Source organism: Mycobacterium sp. NGS33 (genome assembly GCF_059812885.1).
In genome coordinates this window covers 1-14,816 of record NZ_JCALDN010000027.1, presented here as the reverse complement: position 1 = coordinate 14,816, position 14,816 = coordinate 1, and the positions used below count along the sequence as shown (strand labels likewise).

General features: G+C 68.6%; 20 protein-coding genes and 1 pseudogene. 12 read left to right on the top strand and 9 right to left on the bottom strand.

Going from position 1 to position 14,816, the window contains the following annotated elements; genetic code table 11:
• Nucleotides 1-56 precede the first annotated feature (56 nt).
• From AC5Y5B_RS24240 to AC5Y5B_RS24230, 3 genes are read left to right on the top strand one after another with little or no spacing between them, the layout of a single operon-like run.
• A complete protein-coding gene (locus AC5Y5B_RS24240) occupies nt 57-647 on the top strand; it encodes an acid phosphatase (protein ID WP_112635095.1) in 591 nt (196 codons plus the stop codon).
• Nucleotides 644-1,741 (top strand): isochorismate synthase, encoded by a 1,098-nt coding sequence (locus tag AC5Y5B_RS24235; protein ID WP_500007097.1) that lies wholly within the window; start codon nt 644-646, stop codon nt 1,739-1,741. The genes AC5Y5B_RS24240 and AC5Y5B_RS24235 overlap by 4 nt, the downstream gene beginning before the upstream one ends.
• Complete coding sequence (locus AC5Y5B_RS24230) at nt 1,738-2,220, top strand: GNAT family N-acetyltransferase (RefSeq protein ID WP_112635093.1); 483 nt, start codon at nt 1,738-1,740, stop codon at nt 2,218-2,220. Before AC5Y5B_RS24235 ends, AC5Y5B_RS24230 begins: the two co-directional genes overlap by 4 nt.
• On the opposite strand, the gene AC5Y5B_RS24225 is transcribed toward AC5Y5B_RS24230, so the two are convergent.
• On the bottom strand, nt 2,172-2,603 hold the full coding sequence (locus AC5Y5B_RS24225) for a hypothetical protein (RefSeq protein ID WP_112635092.1): 432 nt from the start codon (nt 2,601-2,603) through the stop codon (nt 2,172-2,174). The genes AC5Y5B_RS24230 and AC5Y5B_RS24225 overlap by 49 nt on opposite strands.
• A gap of 63 nt (nt 2,604-2,666) precedes the next feature.
• On the opposite strand from AC5Y5B_RS24225, the gene AC5Y5B_RS24220 reads away from it, so the two are divergent.
• Together AC5Y5B_RS24220 and whiB1 are read left to right on the top strand one after the other, a co-directional pair.
• Nucleotides 2,667-3,632, top strand: a complete 966-nt coding sequence (locus AC5Y5B_RS24220) for a diacylglycerol/lipid kinase family protein (RefSeq protein ID WP_112635091.1) — start codon at nt 2,667-2,669, stop codon at nt 3,630-3,632.
• A gap of 281 nt (nt 3,633-3,913) precedes the next feature.
• The gene (whiB1, locus tag AC5Y5B_RS24215) at nt 3,914-4,168 is read left to right on the top strand and encodes a transcriptional regulator WhiB1 (RefSeq protein WP_003874607.1); all 255 of its coding nucleotides are present in this window, start codon (nt 3,914-3,916) and stop codon (nt 4,166-4,168) included.
• Nucleotides 4,169-4,234: 66 nt separating this feature from the next.
• Here whiB1 and AC5Y5B_RS24210 read toward each other — a convergent pair whose 3' ends face one another.
• Nucleotides 4,235-5,734, bottom strand: coding sequence for a sensor histidine kinase (locus AC5Y5B_RS24210; RefSeq protein ID WP_500007092.1), 1,500 nt, complete (start codon nt 5,732-5,734; stop codon nt 4,235-4,237).
• Nucleotides 5,735-5,784: 50 nt separating this feature from the next.
• Complete coding sequence (locus tag AC5Y5B_RS24205) at nt 5,785-6,000, bottom strand: biotin/lipoyl-binding carrier protein (protein ID WP_007773063.1); 216 nt, start codon at nt 5,998-6,000, stop codon at nt 5,785-5,787.
• Nucleotides 6,001-6,238: 238 nt separating this feature from the next.
• On the opposite strand from AC5Y5B_RS24205, the gene AC5Y5B_RS24200 reads away from it, so the two are divergent.
• On the top strand, nt 6,239-6,313 hold the full coding sequence (locus tag AC5Y5B_RS24200; RefSeq protein ID WP_011728008.1) for a 50S ribosomal protein bL37: 75 nt from the start codon (nt 6,239-6,241) through the stop codon (nt 6,311-6,313).
• A gap of 9 nt (nt 6,314-6,322) precedes the next feature.
• Here AC5Y5B_RS24200 and rsrA read toward each other — a convergent pair whose 3' ends face one another.
• The gene (gene rsrA, locus AC5Y5B_RS24195) at nt 6,323-6,637 is read right to left on the bottom strand and encodes a mycothiol system anti-sigma-R factor (protein ID WP_112635089.1); all 315 of its coding nucleotides are present in this window, start codon (nt 6,635-6,637) and stop codon (nt 6,323-6,325) included.
• On the bottom strand, nt 6,634-7,296 hold the full coding sequence (locus AC5Y5B_RS24190; protein ID WP_112635088.1) for a sigma-70 family RNA polymerase sigma factor: 663 nt from the start codon (nt 7,294-7,296) through the stop codon (nt 6,634-6,636). The genes rsrA and AC5Y5B_RS24190 overlap by 4 nt, the downstream gene beginning before the upstream one ends.
• A gap of 312 nt (nt 7,297-7,608) precedes the next feature.
• On the opposite strand from AC5Y5B_RS24190, the gene AC5Y5B_RS24185 reads away from it, so the two are divergent.
• Together AC5Y5B_RS24185 and AC5Y5B_RS24180 are read left to right on the top strand one after the other, a co-directional pair.
• Nucleotides 7,609-8,469 carry an SDR family oxidoreductase gene (locus AC5Y5B_RS24185; protein ID WP_500007090.1) on the top strand — a complete coding sequence of 287 codons (861 nt, stop codon included), beginning with the start codon at nt 7,609-7,611 and terminating at the stop codon, nt 8,467-8,469.
• Between the two features lie 59 nt (nt 8,470-8,528).
• Nucleotides 8,529-9,014: an aminoacyl-tRNA deacylase gene (locus tag AC5Y5B_RS24180; RefSeq protein ID WP_500007088.1), complete on the top strand. Its 486-nt coding sequence runs from the start codon at nt 8,529-8,531 to the stop codon at nt 9,012-9,014.
• Here the strand turns inward: AC5Y5B_RS24180 and AC5Y5B_RS24175 are convergent.
• From AC5Y5B_RS24175 to AC5Y5B_RS24160, 4 genes are read right to left on the bottom strand one after another with little or no spacing between them, the layout of a single operon-like run.
• Nucleotides 9,001-10,011, bottom strand: a complete 1,011-nt coding sequence (locus AC5Y5B_RS24175; RefSeq protein ID WP_500007086.1) for a zinc-dependent alcohol dehydrogenase — start codon at nt 10,009-10,011, stop codon at nt 9,001-9,003. The genes AC5Y5B_RS24180 and AC5Y5B_RS24175 overlap by 14 nt on opposite strands.
• Entirely contained in the window at nt 10,008-11,192 is a 1,185-nt protein-coding gene (locus AC5Y5B_RS24170) for a sulfotransferase family protein (RefSeq protein WP_500007084.1), read from the bottom strand. Before AC5Y5B_RS24170 ends, AC5Y5B_RS24175 begins: the two co-directional genes overlap by 4 nt.
• Before the next feature lie 4 nt (nt 11,193-11,196).
• A complete protein-coding gene (locus AC5Y5B_RS24165) occupies nt 11,197-11,946 on the bottom strand; it encodes an SDR family NAD(P)-dependent oxidoreductase (protein WP_500007081.1) in 750 nt (249 codons plus the stop codon).
• Complete coding sequence (locus AC5Y5B_RS24160) at nt 11,943-13,193, bottom strand: alkyl sulfatase dimerization domain-containing protein (protein WP_500007079.1); 1,251 nt, start codon at nt 13,191-13,193, stop codon at nt 11,943-11,945. Before AC5Y5B_RS24160 ends, AC5Y5B_RS24165 begins: the two co-directional genes overlap by 4 nt.
• Before the next feature lie 63 nt (nt 13,194-13,256).
• Between AC5Y5B_RS24160 and AC5Y5B_RS24155 the strand changes: the two genes are divergently transcribed.
• From AC5Y5B_RS24155 to AC5Y5B_RS24140, 4 genes and pseudogenes are all read left to right on the top strand, one after another.
• Nucleotides 13,257-13,466, top strand: a complete 210-nt coding sequence (locus AC5Y5B_RS24155) for a hypothetical protein (protein WP_112635081.1) — start codon at nt 13,257-13,259, stop codon at nt 13,464-13,466.
• Between the two features lie 8 nt (nt 13,467-13,474).
• Nucleotides 13,475-14,095 (top strand): TetR/AcrR family transcriptional regulator, encoded by a 621-nt coding sequence (locus AC5Y5B_RS24150; protein WP_112635080.1) that lies wholly within the window; start codon nt 13,475-13,477, stop codon nt 14,093-14,095.
• A 78-nt stretch (nt 14,096-14,173) separates the two neighbouring features.
• Nucleotides 14,174-14,410 (top strand): hypothetical protein, encoded by a 237-nt coding sequence (locus tag AC5Y5B_RS24145; protein WP_500007076.1) that lies wholly within the window; start codon nt 14,174-14,176, stop codon nt 14,408-14,410.
• Nucleotides 14,411-14,596: 186 nt separating this feature from the next.
• Nucleotides 14,597-14,816: pseudogene (locus AC5Y5B_RS24140) on the top strand (HNH endonuclease signature motif containing protein); the annotation flags it as partial.

The following is a 14,816-nucleotide window of genomic DNA, read 5'->3' as shown; positions in this document are numbered from 1 at the left end:
CGCCGTGCGCTTCGGCCTGAGCAACCACCGCGAGTCGTCCGGCAGAATCGGTCGATATGGGCTTGCACAATCACCGTATGGTGCTGCTGCGCCACGGCGAGACCGAGTGGTCGAAATCGGGCCAGCACACCGGCCGCACCGAGGTCGAGCTGACCGAGGCCGGCCGAACGCAGGCCAAGCTGGCCCGCGGGGTGCTCGCCGAACTCGAACTCGTTGACCCGCTGGTGATCAGCAGTCCCCGGCAGCGGTCGCTGACCACCGCGCAGCTGGCCGGGCTGACCGTCGACGAGGTGTCCGAGGTGCTGGCCGAGTGGGACTACGGCTCATACGAGGGCCTCACCACGGCGCAGATCCAGGAGACGGTGCCCGATTGGCTGGTGTGGACCCACGGCTGCCCCGGCGGTGAGACCGTCGCGCAGGTCAGTGAGCGCGCCGACGCCGCCGTTGCGACCGCACTAAAGAACATGGAATCGCGCGACGTGGTCTTCGTCAGCCACGGCCACTTCTCCCGCGCGGTGATCACACGCTGGGTCGAGCTCCCGCTCGTCGAGGGCAGCCGCTTCGCCATGATCACCGCGTCGATCGCGGTCTGCGGCTTCGAACACGGCGTGCGCCAGTTGCGGGCGCTCGGATTGACCGGTCAGTGAGCGACCAACCGCCGTTCGCGCTGTGCGGCCCGACGCGCAGCCTGATCGCCGACGGGGTGCGGCACCGCTACGGCGACGTAGGCGCGGCGCAGGCCGCGTTGCGCTCCGGGGAAGCACCGATTGTGTTGGGCGCGTTGCCCTTTGACGTCGCCGGTCCGGCCGCGTTGTTGACGCCCGAGTCGGTGAACGTCACCGACGGGCCGCCGGACTGGCCGGCCGCCGGCCTGCCTGCGGTGCGGGTGGCGCAAGCCGTTCCGCCCCCGCTGGACTACCGGGACCGGGTCCGCCGGGCGTGCGAACAGCTCGCCGCGGCCGACAACCCGCTGCACAAGGTGGTGCTGGCGCGCGCGCTGCGGCTGGTCGCCGAGGCCCCGCTGGACGCGCGGGTGATCCTGCGCCGGCTCATCGCCGCGGACCCGGCGGCCTACGGCTACCTGGTCGACCTGAGCCCCGCCGGCGACGAGTACGCCGGTGCGGCGCTGGTGGGAGCCAGCCCCGAGCTTCTGGTGGCCCGCCGCGGCGACCGTGTCGAGTGCCAGCCGTTCGCCGGGTCGGCCCCCCGAGCGGCCGACCCGGACGCCGACGCGGCCAACGGCGCCGCGCTGGCCGCCTCGGCCAAGAACCGTCACGAGCACCGGCTGGTCATCGAGACGATCAGGGCCGCCCTCGAACCGTTGTGCGACGAGCTGTCGATCGCCGCCGAACCGCAGCTGAGCAGCACCGCCACCGTCTGGCACCTGTGCACGCCGATCAGCGGTCGACTCCGTGAAACATCAACGACCGCAATCGATTTGGCGTTGGCGCTGCACCCCACCCCGGCGGTCGGCGGGGTGCCGACCAAGGCCGCGATGCAGCTGATCGCCGAACTGGAGGGAGACCGCGGGTTCTACGCCGGGGCGGTGGGCTGGTGTGACGCCCGCGGCGACGGCCGCTGGGTGGTGTCGCTGCGCTGCGCGGAACTGTCGGCGGACCGGCGCGGCGCGCTGGCCCGGGCGGGCGGCGGTATCGTCGCCGAATCCGACCCCGACGACGAAGTCACCGAAACGACAACGAAATTCGGCACCATCCTCAACGCCCTGGGGGTTGAGCAATGAGCCGGCACATCCGGCGCGCATCGCCGCGCGACGCCGCCGCCATCACCGACATGATCTACGCGCTGGCCGAATTCGAACACGCCGTCGATCAGTGCACGGTGACCGAAACGCAAATCGCGGCAGCGCTTTTCGGTGATCCACCGACGGTGTACGGCCACGTCGCCGAGGTGGACGGCGAGATCGCGGCGATGGCGCTGTGGTTCGTCAACTTCTCCACCTGGGACGGGGTGGCGGGCATCTACCTGGAAGACCTGTTCGTGCGCCCGCAGTTCCGCAGGCGCGGGCTGGCCCGGGCGCTGCTGGCCGCGCTGGCCGCCGAATGCGTGCAGCGGGGCTACACGCGGCTGTCCTGGGCGGTGCTGAACTGGAACGCCGACGCCATCACGCTCTACGACGGCGTCGGCGGGGAGCCGCAGGACGAATGGACGACCTACCGGCTGTCCGGGGCGCCGTTGGCGCGGCTGGCGGAATCGCCCTGAGCGCCGGCGGCCCATCGCACGGCCGCGGGGCTGAACAGCAGTCCCAGCACGACCAGCGCCACGGCGCCCGCCGGAATCCCCACGCCCGGCCGGTGTGACCCCACCGCGAGGTACCAGGCCACCGGCAACAACAACAGCTGGGTGATCACGGCCAGCCCGCGACCCCAGCGCCTGCCGCGGATCAGGGCGCGCCCCGCGGCGATCACGGCGGCGCCGACCAGCACGAACCAGCCCGCCGTCGCCAGACCGTTGACCACCTGCTGATCGGCTCCGGCGATCCCGCGCACCACCAACACCACGGCCACGATCAACGCCGCAATCCCCTGCAGCGCAACGATCAGGCCCGCGCGGCGAACGGAGTTCGGGGTAGCTGGCGGCGGCACAGCGTCAGCGTAGTCAGCGCCGCGCTGCGGCGCGCATCGTCGCACCGCCTAAGCTCGTGCTTCATGCGGGCCGTGCTGATCGTCAACCCCACCGCCACTTCCACCACCCCGGCCGCGCGCGATCTGCTGGCCCACGCGCTCAAGAGCCGCCTGCAGCTGTCCGTCGAGCACACCAACCATCGCGGTCACGGCACCGAACTCGCACAGAAGGCCGTGGCCGACGGTGTCGACCTGGTGGTCGTGCACGGCGGCGACGGCACGGTGAGTGGGGTGGTCAACGGCCTGCTCGGCCCGCCGGGGCCGCTGCCGAGCGGCCCGGTGCCGGCGGTTGCCGTCGTTCCCGGCGGTTCGGCGAACGTGCTGGCGCGGTCCCTGGGCATCTCCACGGATCCGGTCGCGGCCACCAACCAGCTCATCCAGTTGCTCGACGACTACCAGCGGCGCGCCGTCTGGCGGCGCATCGGCCTGATCGACTGCGGCGAGCGCTGGGCGGTGTTCAACACCGGCATGGGTGTCGACGCCGAGGTGGTGGCCGCGGTCGAGGCCGAACGGGACAAGGGCGGCAAGGTTTCCGCGTGGCGCTACATCCGCGCCTCGGTGCCCGCCGTCTGGGCCTACACCCGCCGCGAACCGATGTTGACGCTCGAACTGCCCGGCCGCGAACCCATTACGGGAGTGAGCTTCGCCTTCGTGTCGAACTCGAGCCCGTGGACCTTCGCCAACGAACGGCCGGTGTGGACCAACCCCGGCTGCAGCTTCGAGTCGGGCCTGGGGGTCTTCGCGCCTACCACCATGAAGCCGATCCCGACCCTGCGCATCGTGCGGCAGATGTTCGCCAAACGGCCGACATTCAACTTCAAGCACCTCATCACCGAGGACGACCTGCCATGCCTGCGAGTTACCTCGACCGGAGGCGCCGTCGCCTGCCAGTTCGACGGCGATTACCTCGGCGTGCGCGAAACCATGACGTTCAAAGCCGTCCCGGACGCGCTGGCGGTGGTCGCCCCGCCTCACCAGAAACGACACTGACCTGCGCTAATACGACAGGCGAACCCGGGTGTGGGGAAATTACCGGGGAAGCAGCCCGTGGAGTGTAGTACAACGGAGTGAGGGCTCGGCTACGAGTTGATCAAAGTGAGATAGCCCACGAGCGAACTCACGCTATTGACATCTTCTGAGCCTGTGAAACGATCAAAAGGTTGCATGCAGAAATTTCCGCAGGAGTCCGGACTCCTTTTCTTCTGCACGCGTTAACAGCCGAAGAAAATGGCCGTGCGCCTTGCTGCGCACTCAGTGAGGAGTAAAGACGTATGGATTGGCGCCACAAGGCGGTCTGTCGTGACGAAGACCCGGAGCTGTTCTTCCCGGTAGGGAACAGCGGCCCGGCGCTCGCGCAGATCGCTGACGCGAAACTGGTCTGTAATCGGTGCCCGGTGACCACAGAGTGCCTCGGTTGGGCCCTGAACACGGGCCAGGACTCGGGCGTCTGGGGCGGCATGAGCGAAGACGAGCGGCGCGCGCTGAAGCGTCGCAACGCCCGGACGAAGGCCCGTAGCGGGGTATAACCGGAGATAACGCAAACAGTGCGGCCTCGGCGAAAGTCGGGGCCGCACCTTTGCGTGTGGGCGGGTCTACAGCAGCAAACGGGTGCGCCGGCCGATCGGCACCCGTAGCACCACATCGGTGCCGCGGGCGGGCGCCTCACGCATGCCCAGGGTGCCGTCCAGCTCGGCCGACACCAGGGTGCGCACGATCTGCAGCCCGAGGCTGTCGGAGGTCTCCAGGCTGAATCCTTCCGGTAGCCCGCGCCCGTCGTCGTGCACCACCACGTCGAGCCAGCGCGCCGAGCGCTCGGCGCGGATCGTCACCGAGCCCTCCTCGACCGCCGGGTCAAAGGCGTGCTCGATCGCGTTCTGCACCAGCTCGGTGATCACCATGATCAGCGCGGTGGCCCGGTCGGAGTCCAGCACGCCCAGATCGCCGACCCGGTTGATACGGATCGGCCGGTCCACCGAGGCCACGTCGTTCATGATCGGCAGGATCCGGTCGATCACCTCGTCGAGGTTGACCTGCTCGTCCACCGACATCGACAGCGCGTCGTGCACCAACGCGATCGAGGACACCCGGCGTACCGACTCGATCAGGGCTTCGCGCCCCTCCGCGTTGACCGTCCGGCGCGCCTGCAGGCGCAACAGCGCCGCCACGGTCTGCAGGTTGTTCTTCACCCGGTGGTGGATCTCCCGGATGGTGGCGTCCTTGGAGATCAGGGCCCGGTCGCGGCGCTTGACCTCGGTGACGTCGCGGATCAGCACCGCCGCGCCGGCGCTGGCGCCGTCGACCATCAACGGCAGCGTGCGCAGCAGCACGGTCGCCCCCCCGGCGTCGACCTCCATGCGCATGCTGCGCCCGCCGGCGACCAGGTCGCGCACGTGCTCGGCCACCTCCTGCGCCTCGAACGGGTCGGAGATCAGCGGGCGGGTGACCTCGATGAGGTTGTGCCCCTCCAGCTCGGTGGTCAGGCCCATCCGGTGATACGCCGACAGCGCGTTGGGGCTGGCGTAGGCGACGACGCCGTGCACGTCGAGGCGGATGAAGCCATCGCCCGCCCGCGGGGTCGAGCGCGACATGACCACGTCCCCCACGTCGGGAAAGGTCCCCTCGGCGAGCATGTGGACCAGATCGGCCGCGCACTCCCGGTAGGCGATCTCGAGCTGGCCGGACGCACGGTCGGCGGCCAACGCGGTCTGATGGTGGGTGAGCACGGCCACCACCTTGCCGCCGTAGCGCACCGGTGACGCCTCGACGTGAGTGCCGGGCAGCCACGAATCTTCTTGCCCCGCAGCGTCGTTGCGCTTCGCGGTGCCCGACGCGAACGTCTCGGCCACCAGTCCCAGCCGGTCGGATCCGACGGCGGTGCCCACCGCATCGGTCTGTAGCGCCGTGGGCGCCGTGTTCGGCCGGCACTGCGCCACACACACCAGCACACCGTCGTCGCGCCGCACCCACATCAGGTAGTCGGCGAAGGACAGGTCGGCCAGCAGCTGCCACTCCCCGACCACCGCGTGCAGGTGGTCCACCGCGTTGCCCGGCAGCATGGTGTGTTCGGCGAGCAGATCACCGAGAGTTGACATTGCTTACTCCCCGGGTCGTTCCCCGGCGGCTGATCGAAGGGGCCGGACGGCTAGCTGATGACCGCGATGAGGTCGCCCGCCTGAATGACGTCGCCCACCGACACGCTGACCTTGCTGACGGTGCCGCCGACCTCGGCCAGGACGGGAATCTCCATCTTCATCGACTCCAGCAGCACCACGATGTCGCCTTTGCCGATCTGGTCACCCTCGTTGACAACGACTTCGAGCACGCTGGCCACGATCTCGGCACGCACATCCTCCGCCATCTTCACCCCACTCGTCTCGGCCTTTGCGCAGGCTGGCTGCTGGTTCATCACGGTTCTCTTCGGCCCATCAGGCTCGGATACATCGAACCACAGGACCACTCGGGGCCGCGGCACACGGGCCCCCGACGGGCCCCGACGAGGGCGAAGACACTGCACAGGACGTCTCGTGAGAGAATGGTCGACAAGCCAACGGGCGCCGGGCGCCCGGTTTGACAAGCAATCACGGAGGTTTTCCATCATGGCCAAACGTGGCCGTAAGAAGCGCGACCGCAAGCACAGCAAGGCCAACCACGGCAAGCGGCCCAACGCCTGACAGGACGCGCTACTGCGAACCCCGGATGATGGTGGTGCGGCGGATCTCGAGCCGTAACCGCTCGCGCAATCCCTCCGGGGCCTTCTCGCCCCTGCACTTGGTGGCGATCAACGCCTTGATCCGCTCTTCGAGCCCGTAGTGCTTGAAGCAGCCGGGGCACGCCTCGAGGTGTCGGCGCAGCTGTTCGCGGGTGTCCGGGCCGCATTCACCGTCGAGCAGCAGCCAGACCTGGCGGATGACCTCCGCGCAGCCGACGCTGCCGTGGGACTCGTCGTTGGGGCAGGCGTCGGGCGAAGCACCGCCCTGGCCGGAGAACTCGCTCATGACGACACCTCCTCGTGCGTCTGCTGACCACGGTTGAAGCCCCGCTCCTTGGCAACGTCGGCCAGCAGGCCGCGCAGCTGCCGTCGGCCGCGGTGCAGCCGTGACATTACCGTTCCGATCGGCGTATCCATGATCTCGGCGATTTCCTTGTACGGGAAACCCTCGACGTCGGCGTAGTAGACCGCCATCCGGAATTCTTCCGGCAAAGCCGCCAGCGCCTCTTTGATCTCCGAGTCCGGCAGTGCCTCGAGCGCCTCGACCTCGGCCGACCGCAGCCCGGTCGACGAGTGCTCGGCGTTGGAGGCCAGCTGCCAGTCGGTGATCTCCTCGGTCGGGTATTCCGCGGGCTGGCGCTGCTTCTTGCGGTAGCTGTTGATGTAGGTGTTGGTCAAGATCCGGTACAGCCACGCCTTGAGATTGGTGCCGGCCCGAAACGAGCGGAAGCCCGCGTAGGCCTTCACCATGGTCTCTTGCAGCAGGTCCTCGGCGTCGGCGGGGTTGCGCGTCATGCGCAGCGCGCCGCCGTAGAGCTGGTCCAACAGGGGAATCGCGTCCCGTTCGAATCGCGCCGTTAATTCGGCGTCCGTCTCTTCGTGCGCCGCGGGGTCAAGAATCTCGGGCCCCGCCACGCCATCGCGGCCATCGTCAGAGTCGGCCATGTCGATTAACCCGGTCCCTTCTGCGGCGGTGTCACCGGAGGCCACCGAAAGCGCCACCGGACTCGCAAGGACGCCAGCCAACAGCTCCTCGCCTAACAGGCTCGTCGCCGTTGACACCACGCTGCTCCTCCCAATCTAAAGGCTGACCCCGACACCGTCCGTCCGGGTCCGCTCCACCACATGTGAGACCGACAAGATCAACAGCGTGCGGGACCCCGCTATTTCCGCAGCGCGATCGGGTCGGGTGGCGGTGTCGGGCGCGCCCGTCGGACCCCGATCCGGCCCCCCCGCGCGTGGCGTTAGTGTGACGCCATGTCCCACGCCAAGTCTCTACAAGGCAAGACCATGTTCATCTCCGGCGCCAGCCGCGGCATCGGCCTGGCCATCGCCAAGCGCGCCGCGCAGGACGGCGCCAACATCGCGCTGATCGCCAAGACCGCCGAGCCGCACCCGAAGCTGCCGGGAACGGTGTTCACCGCCGCCAAGGAGCTCGAGGAAGCGGGCGGGCAGGCCCTGCCGATCGTCGGCGACGTCCGCGACCCGGATTCGGTGGAAGCGGCCGTGGCCAAGACCGTCGAGCAGTTCGGCGGCATCGACATCTGCGTCAACAACGCGTCGGCCATCAACCTGGGATCCATCACCGAGGTGCCGATGAAGCGGTTCGACCTGATGAACGGCATCCAGGTGCGCGGCACCTACGCCGTGTCCCAGGCGTGTATCCCCCACCTGAAGGGCCGGGAGAACCCGCACATCCTGACGCTGTCCCCGCCAATCCTGCTCGGCAGCGAATGGCTGAAGCCGACCGCATACATGATGGCCAAGTTCGGTATGACGCTGTGCGCGTTGGGGATCGCGCAGGAGATGCGCGAGGAGGGCATCGCCTCGAACACGTTGTGGCCGCGGACGCTGGTGGCCACCGCCGCGGTGCAGAACCTGCTCGGCGGCGACGAGGCGATGGGACGCGCCCGCAAGCCCGAGATCTATTCCGACGCGGCCTACGTCGTCCTGACCAAGCCGTCCAAGGAGTTCACCGGCAACATGCTGCTGTGCGAGGACGTGCTGGTCGAATCCGGTGTCACCGACTTGTCGACCTACGACTGCATTCCCGGCTCGAAGCTGGGCGTCGACTTCTGGGTGGACGGCGTCAACCCGCCGGGTTACACGGGCCCCTAGTCGTGATCGCAAGCGCGGCGCAGCCGGGCGCAGCGGGTCACGACCATAGGCAGTAGATCGTGGCCGCCACACCGGGCATCGCCGCATTGGTGAAAGCCGGTGTGCCGCACCAGGTCCTGACCTTCGCCCACGATTCGCGGGAGCAATCGTTCGGCGCGGAGGCGGTCAAAGCGCTCACCGCGGCCGCTGGCATCGAACCCGCACAGATCTACAAGACGCTGGTCATCGCGCTGCCGAATGGATTGGCGGTCGCGATCGTGCCGGCGACCGCGCGTCTCTCGCTGAAGGCGGCCGCTGCGGCGCTGGGGGTTGCCAAGGCGTCCATGGCCGAGGCGTCGGTCGCGCAGCGGGCCACCGGCTACGTCGTCGGTGCGGTCTCGCCGTTCGGCCAACGCAGGCGGCTGCCGACGGTCGTCGACTCCAGCGCGCTGGGCTGGGAGCGGGTGTTCTGCAGTGCCGGCCGCCGGGGCTGGGAGGTCTCGGTGGCGCCCTCGGATCTGATCCGCCTCACCGGCGCGATCACCGCCGACATCAATCGAACGTGACGACGACCTTGTCCGCGGCCCCCGGGGTGTGCGCCAGCTCGAGCGCCTCGCCGACGTTGTCGAATCCGATGGTGTGGCTGACGATCAGCGCGTATTTCTCCCAGTTCGCCACCAGATCCTTGGTCACCTCGAAGATTTCGTCGGGGTAGCCCATGGACCCGAGGATGGTGATCTCGTTGCTCATCACGTTGACGAACTCGACGGGTACCGGCTCCTTGTGCACGCCAACGATTCCCAGCGTGGCCCCCTTCTGGGCGGCGGCCAGCGCGGTGTTGACGACGGCGGGCACGCCGGCGGCGTCGAGGTAGATGTTCGTGGCGGCCTTGCCGGGGAACATCGACTGGCCCTCGCCGTGCAGTTCGATCAGCCGCGCCACCACGTCCTCGTCGGCGGAGTTGATGACGGCGTCGGCGCCGATCTGCAGCGCCTTGTCCAGCCGTCCGGGGATCAGGTCCGCGACCACGATGTGGCTGACGCCAAGGGATTTGAAGGCCAGCACGGCGCCCAGCCCGATCGGGCCGGCCCCGAACACGACGACCTTGTCCGTCGGTTTGGGTTGGCATCGGTTGGCGCCGTGGCGCGCGACGGCCATCGGTTCGTTGAGCGCGGCCACCTCCCACGGGATGTGATCCGGGATCACCTCGAGACTCGTTCCGCGGACGGCGTTTTCGACGAGCAGGTAGTCGGCGAGCGCCCCGGTGGGCCCGCCGTTGCCGATGATGCCGCTGGGCGCGGCCATCGGGTTGATGACGACGTGGTCGCCGACGGCAAGCCCACTCACCTGCGCGCCGACCTCGGCGATCTCCCCCGCGGGCTCGTGCCCGAGCGGGGTGTGCCCCTGGCGCGGCGGCAGGCCGCCGATGGTGATGTAGAACGCGTCGGAACCGCAGATGCCGCAGGCGCGCATCCGCACCAGGACGTCGCGCGGCCCGACGGCTGGGCGCTCGGTGTCGAGCACCTCCGCCGTGCCCGGCCCGGTGACCACGGATGCTCTCACGGTGTGCCTTCCAGTTCGATGTCGAAGGTGTCGAGGTACTCACCGAAGACCGGCGCGAGCGCCTCGACGCTCAGCCCGTACTCGTCGAGGCGATAGGCGTTGAGCGCGAAGCGGTCCTGCGGGTGCGCGGCGAGCCAATCACGCATGCGCGCTTCGGTTTCGGCGGCCAGGGGTTCGTCGGCCCACTCGTAGATGCGCCGCATGACGTCCATCGGGTCGCGCATCATCTCGTGGTAGTACATGTGGAAGAAGCGCTCGTCGCCGATGCGGTCGCGTGCCCGCAGCGGGCGGTCGACGTGGTAGCGCATCTGCCACATCGCGAGCCGGCCCATCTCGGTCTGGTCCAACAGTTCGGTGTTCATCACCAGGCTCTGCGGCAACCGCCACAGGTTGCACAGCGACCCGGTCGCCTTGTACGGGTCGCGGTGCGCCCAGATCAGCCGGGCGTCGGGGAACACCTTCAGCAGCGCCTCGATGTGCACCGAATGCGACGGCATCTTGAGGCTCCAGGTGCCCGGCGCGGTGGACTGCAGCACCTGCAGGTAGCGCTTCTGGTATTCGTAGGTGCTGCTCATGTCGGCCTCGTCGAACAGCCAGCGCGCGTAGCGATCCGTCGGCAGGAACGAATCCCAGGACAGGCCCTTGAAATCCTGGTTGTGGATGAACATGTCCTCGGTCGGACCGTCGGCGTCTTCCCAGTGCGGCAGCGGCATTTTCGCCTGCGTCACCATCTCGAGGATCTTGCGCTGCTCCGCCAGCAGGGCCAGGCAGCGCGGATCGGTGCGCAGCGCGTCGGTGCCGGCGGGCGGAATGGGATCCACGCACTGCCAGTGCAACAACGATCGCCGGGCCGGATCCTGGTCGAGCAGGTAGCTGATGACCGTGGTTCCGGTGCGGGGCATGCCGAGCACGATCAGGGGCCGCTCGACGACCGCGTCCAGCACCTCGGGATGCGCCTGGATGTAGCCGTGCACCTGCATGCGCCGCCCCAGCGCGTTGGTCGCGTCGTCGAGGACCCGTTCGCGCCCGTACGGGGTGAACGCGGGCGAGGTGTTGACCTCGTCGAGGATGAGCCGCAGTCCGTCGCGCCATGAGTCGGAGTCGATTTCGGTGAGGCCGGTGCGCCCCGCCGCCAGCGTGAAGACGTCGTCCGGGGTGGCAACGCTGTCGAAGTCGCTCATGGCTCTAGACCGTCAGGTATCCGCCGTCGACGGCGATGGTGGTGCCGGTGATGTACGACGCGGCATCGGTACACAGGAACAGTGCCGCACCGGCGCAGTCCCAGGGCGTGCCGGGCCTGCCCAGCGGCGTGTGAAAGCCGATCTCGACATCCATCACCTCGGGAATTCCCATGGCGGGGTGGGTAATTCGGGTGTCGATGAGCCCGGGCGCGATGGCGTTGACCCGGATCCCGTCCTTGGCCCACCGGCGGGAGAGGTTCATCGTCAAGGCGACCAGTCCCATCTTCGACGAGGCGTAGCCGGGGACGAAGACCGCCGAGCGGAACGCGGACATCGAGACCACGCTGACGACGCTCGCGCCGCCGGGCGCCCGGCTGGACTTGAGGCGCTCATGGCAGCGCATGGTCAGCCGCATCGGGCCCAGCATGTTCTGCGCCACCGACGCGACGTAGCCGTCCGGGTCGTATTCGTCACCCGCGGGATAGGGTCCGCCTGCGTTGTTCACCAGGATATCCAGGTCGCCCAGCGAATCGGCCAGCGCGTCAACGGATTCCGGTTGCTGGATCCGGCACTGGCGGTAGGTGAATGCGCTCAGCTCCGTCTCGGAATAGTCCGCGGCCGACCCGCGGGTCCCGGTCACCGTGACGGCGGCCCCGGCGCCGGCGAACGCGGCGGCGATCGCGTTGCCGATGCCGCTGGTGCCGCCGGTCACCAGCACGTGGGCGCCGGTGAAGTCGAAGTTGACGGTGTTCATTCGGTCGTCCTCAATTCGTTGGTCGACTTGGTGAGCCAGGCTTTTTCCCAGAAGTTGTCGGAATCGGCGAGCAGCGCCTCGTGCGCCTCGGCGGCCGCCGCCCGCGCGCCGGCGTGCAACGGCTGCGCGGCCAGGATCAGGTCGGTGAGGTGGATGGCCTGCACCGGCCGCCCGGCGGTCAGGTGCGCGCGCGCCGCGTCCACGAGCGCATCGGCGCCGGCGGCGCTGACCACGTCGGCGGCCACCGAATCCGGTGACACACAGTACAATTCGGTGGTCGAGCGATGCCGGAACCATCCGGTGTACATCTCCCAGATCGCCCGCACGTTCCAGGAGGTCTTGCCGTACCCCTCGCCGATGTCGAGGTGCTCGGGCACCCTGACCTCCCGCATCGCGGTGTGGATGTCGGCGCCGGAATTCATCAGCTCGGCGGTGCGATCGTGCACGGCCTGCATCCCGTCGCGCATCGCGGTGACCTCCTCGGCGATGCGATCGGCGCCCTCGATGGGAGCGAAGTGGCCGGTGATCAGCCGCCGCGGCCCGTATTCCAGCACGGTGTTCAGCGATTCGATGTAGAGAATCGGGTCGCGGTACCGGTCGCCGCGGATGGTCATCAGATTCGGCACATGGCCGAACAACGGCCCGAACAGGTTGCCGGTGAACAGGATTCGATCCTCGGGCAACCACACCACCAGCGCGTCGGTGGTCTCGCCGCCGGGCGTCCACGCCAGTTCGAACGTGCGGCCGCCGACCGTGAAGGTGTGGCGGCGGTCGAACGTCGTGGTCGGCTCGGGAAACGAGAAGTCGATGGTGGCGGGGTCGATGGTCTTGAAGTGCTCGAGCACCGCGTCGGAGAACTTTGCGAAGGCGAACGACGTCTTGGGCACGCGGTAACCCATGAGCAGCGTGTTGTCGTCGCGCCAGTATCGGTAGTTGCGATGCATCACGATGTCGGTCGGGGGGTCGGCATTGCGCAGCGCGTGCACCCCACCCCAGTGGTCGGCGTGGCCCTGGGTGACGACGATGGCCCGCGTCGGGCCGGCCACGTTGGCAAAAGCCTTGCGGTGCAACGGCCCTTCGAAGACCAGGCCGCTGTTGACGATGACCCGTCCCTCGTCGGTGGCCACCGCGTAGGAATTGGAGACGCCCGGCGACATCCAGACGCCGTCGCCCAGGTCCTGCGCGGGAGTGGCGGTCGCCGCCGAAAGGTCGCTTGCCCCGGGGCGCTCGCGATGAATCCCTGCCATGACTGGCGATCCTCTACACTTCTAGAGGTAAAGTCAATATCCTCGTCTCGGAAGGGGGCGCTCATGGGACTGCGCGGGCTGGCCGACAAGGTGGCAGTCGTGGTCGGCGGCGCCACCGGCCTCGGGGCGGCGACGGCCGCCCGGCCGGGCGAGGAGGGCGCCCGGGTGGACATCGGCGATGTCGCCGCGCTGGTCGCCTTCCTGCTGTCCGAGCAAGGCGCATGGATCAACGGTCAGGTCGTCGATATCGACGGCGGCACGGTGCTGCGCTGAGGGCGGACATGGCCACCGACAGATCCCGCAGACGCAACGGCGACGAACGCCGTCGCGACCTGTGCGATGCGGCCATCCGGGTGCTGGCCGAGCACGGCTCGCGCGGCCTGACGCACGGGCAGGTCGACCGCGTCGCCGGCGTCCCCGAGGGCACCACGTCGTACTACTACCGCACCCGCGCCGCCCTGCTGCGTGGCGTCGGCAAGCGCGTCGCCGAGATCGATGTGGCCAACCTGCAGTCGGTGATCGACGAGCCGGTCGATCCGGCATCGCCGTTCGCTCATCTGGCGCGGCTCACCATGATCCAGGCCAGCGGCGACGGGCTGATGCTCAACAGGGCGCGCCAGGAGATACTGCTGGGCGCCAGCCGCGATCCCGGCCTGGCCGACACCTCGCAGGTGTTCGTCGCCCGGATCAACGGCATGGCCCGCGACGCCATCGCCCACCTGCAGCCCGAGATTCGCGACCCGCAGCTGCTGGACGCGCAGACCACCGCCGTCACCACGTTCATCGCCGGGGTCTTCACCCGGCTGGCCGTCGGCGACCGCCACGTCGGGGACGCCGAGCAACTCGGCCGGCTGCTGGAGGCCGTGGCCACCGCGGTGGCGCTCGCCGCCCAGCGAAGTTAAGAGTCGCGGCGAAAAGCACCCCTGACCCGTCGATTCCGCATACCGTTAGTGCCGATTCGTGCGCCCACAGGAGGATTGATGGACATGAAGCGTGTTGCCGCCGCAGGCGTGCTGGCGTTGGCCGGGCTGTTGACGATCGGTGTGGGCGTCAGCGGCGCCGACACGATCCAGACCGGGGGCAACTACCCGACGCGGGAGGCGTGCCAGAACGCCGGCCCGGGCGTGAAGGCCACGACCCCGGGCGGCTGGAACAACTTCTGGTGCATCCCGGACCGTAACGTCAACGGCAACTGGAAGTTGGTCCTCAGCAACTGAATTCGGCCCGCCCGTGGTGGGCCGTCGCCCATGACGGTCCGGCGCCTGGCCCATCATCGGCCGCTGTGGCCTGATCCGGACACCATTTCGGATACTGGAAACGCATACCGAAACCCATTGTGTCACTGTGGTTTCAGTGGTCACAGGGCGGCGTTTTTTGTCGGTGGGTGTGGCTAGTTTGGCGGTGTGACTGATCAGCAGGATATCGACGCGGTGTTCGACGCGCTCGATGCCGCCTGGGATCGAGTCTGCGCGCTCAACGTCGACGCGCTGAATCCGCGCCAACAGCTGGCGGTATTGGAGCGGTGTGAAAAGCAGCGCCGGCGCATCCCTGCCGTCGAGCATCCGGTGATCAATTCCCTTGCCCGCCAGGCGCCGTCTGTCGAGCTCGGCGGCACGGTGGTGC

Excerpts from the sequence above, each read along its gene's own strand:
- AC5Y5B_RS24240 (WP_112635095.1), top strand. The coding sequence starts at position 57 with ATGGGCTTGCACAATCACCGTATGGTGCTGCTGCGCCACGGCGAGACC.
- AC5Y5B_RS24230 (WP_112635093.1), top strand. The coding sequence starts at position 1,738 with ATGAGCCGGCACATCCGGCGCGCATCGCCGCGCGACGCCGCCGCCATC.
- AC5Y5B_RS24220 (WP_112635091.1), top strand. The coding sequence starts at position 2,667 with ATGCGGGCCGTGCTGATCGTCAACCCCACCGCCACTTCCACCACCCCG.
- whiB1 (WP_003874607.1), top strand. The coding sequence starts at position 3,914 with ATGGATTGGCGCCACAAGGCGGTCTGTCGTGACGAAGACCCGGAGCTG.
- AC5Y5B_RS24210 (WP_500007092.1), bottom strand. The coding sequence starts at position 5,734 with ATGTCAACTCTCGGTGATCTGCTCGCCGAACACACCATGCTGCCGGGC.
- AC5Y5B_RS24205 (WP_007773063.1), bottom strand. The coding sequence starts at position 6,000 with ATGGCGGAGGATGTGCGTGCCGAGATCGTGGCCAGCGTGCTCGAAGTC.
- rsrA (WP_112635089.1), bottom strand. The coding sequence starts at position 6,637 with ATGAGCGAGTTCTCCGGCCAGGGCGGTGCTTCGCCCGACGCCTGCCCC.
- AC5Y5B_RS24190 (WP_112635088.1), bottom strand. The coding sequence starts at position 7,296 with ATGGCCGACTCTGACGATGGCCGCGATGGCGTGGCGGGGCCCGAGATT.
- AC5Y5B_RS24185 (WP_500007090.1), top strand. The coding sequence starts at position 7,609 with ATGTCCCACGCCAAGTCTCTACAAGGCAAGACCATGTTCATCTCCGGC.
- AC5Y5B_RS24170 (WP_500007084.1), bottom strand. The coding sequence starts at position 11,192 with ATGAGCGACTTCGACAGCGTTGCCACCCCGGACGACGTCTTCACGCTG.
- AC5Y5B_RS24165 (WP_500007081.1), bottom strand. The coding sequence starts at position 11,946 with ATGAACACCGTCAACTTCGACTTCACCGGCGCCCACGTGCTGGTGACC.
- AC5Y5B_RS24160 (WP_500007079.1), bottom strand. The coding sequence starts at position 13,193 with ATGGCAGGGATTCATCGCGAGCGCCCCGGGGCAAGCGACCTTTCGGCG.
- AC5Y5B_RS24155 (WP_112635081.1), top strand. The coding sequence starts at position 13,257 with ATGGGACTGCGCGGGCTGGCCGACAAGGTGGCAGTCGTGGTCGGCGGC.
- AC5Y5B_RS24150 (WP_112635080.1), top strand. The coding sequence starts at position 13,475 with ATGGCCACCGACAGATCCCGCAGACGCAACGGCGACGAACGCCGTCGC.
- AC5Y5B_RS24145 (WP_500007076.1), top strand. The coding sequence starts at position 14,174 with ATGGACATGAAGCGTGTTGCCGCCGCAGGCGTGCTGGCGTTGGCCGGG.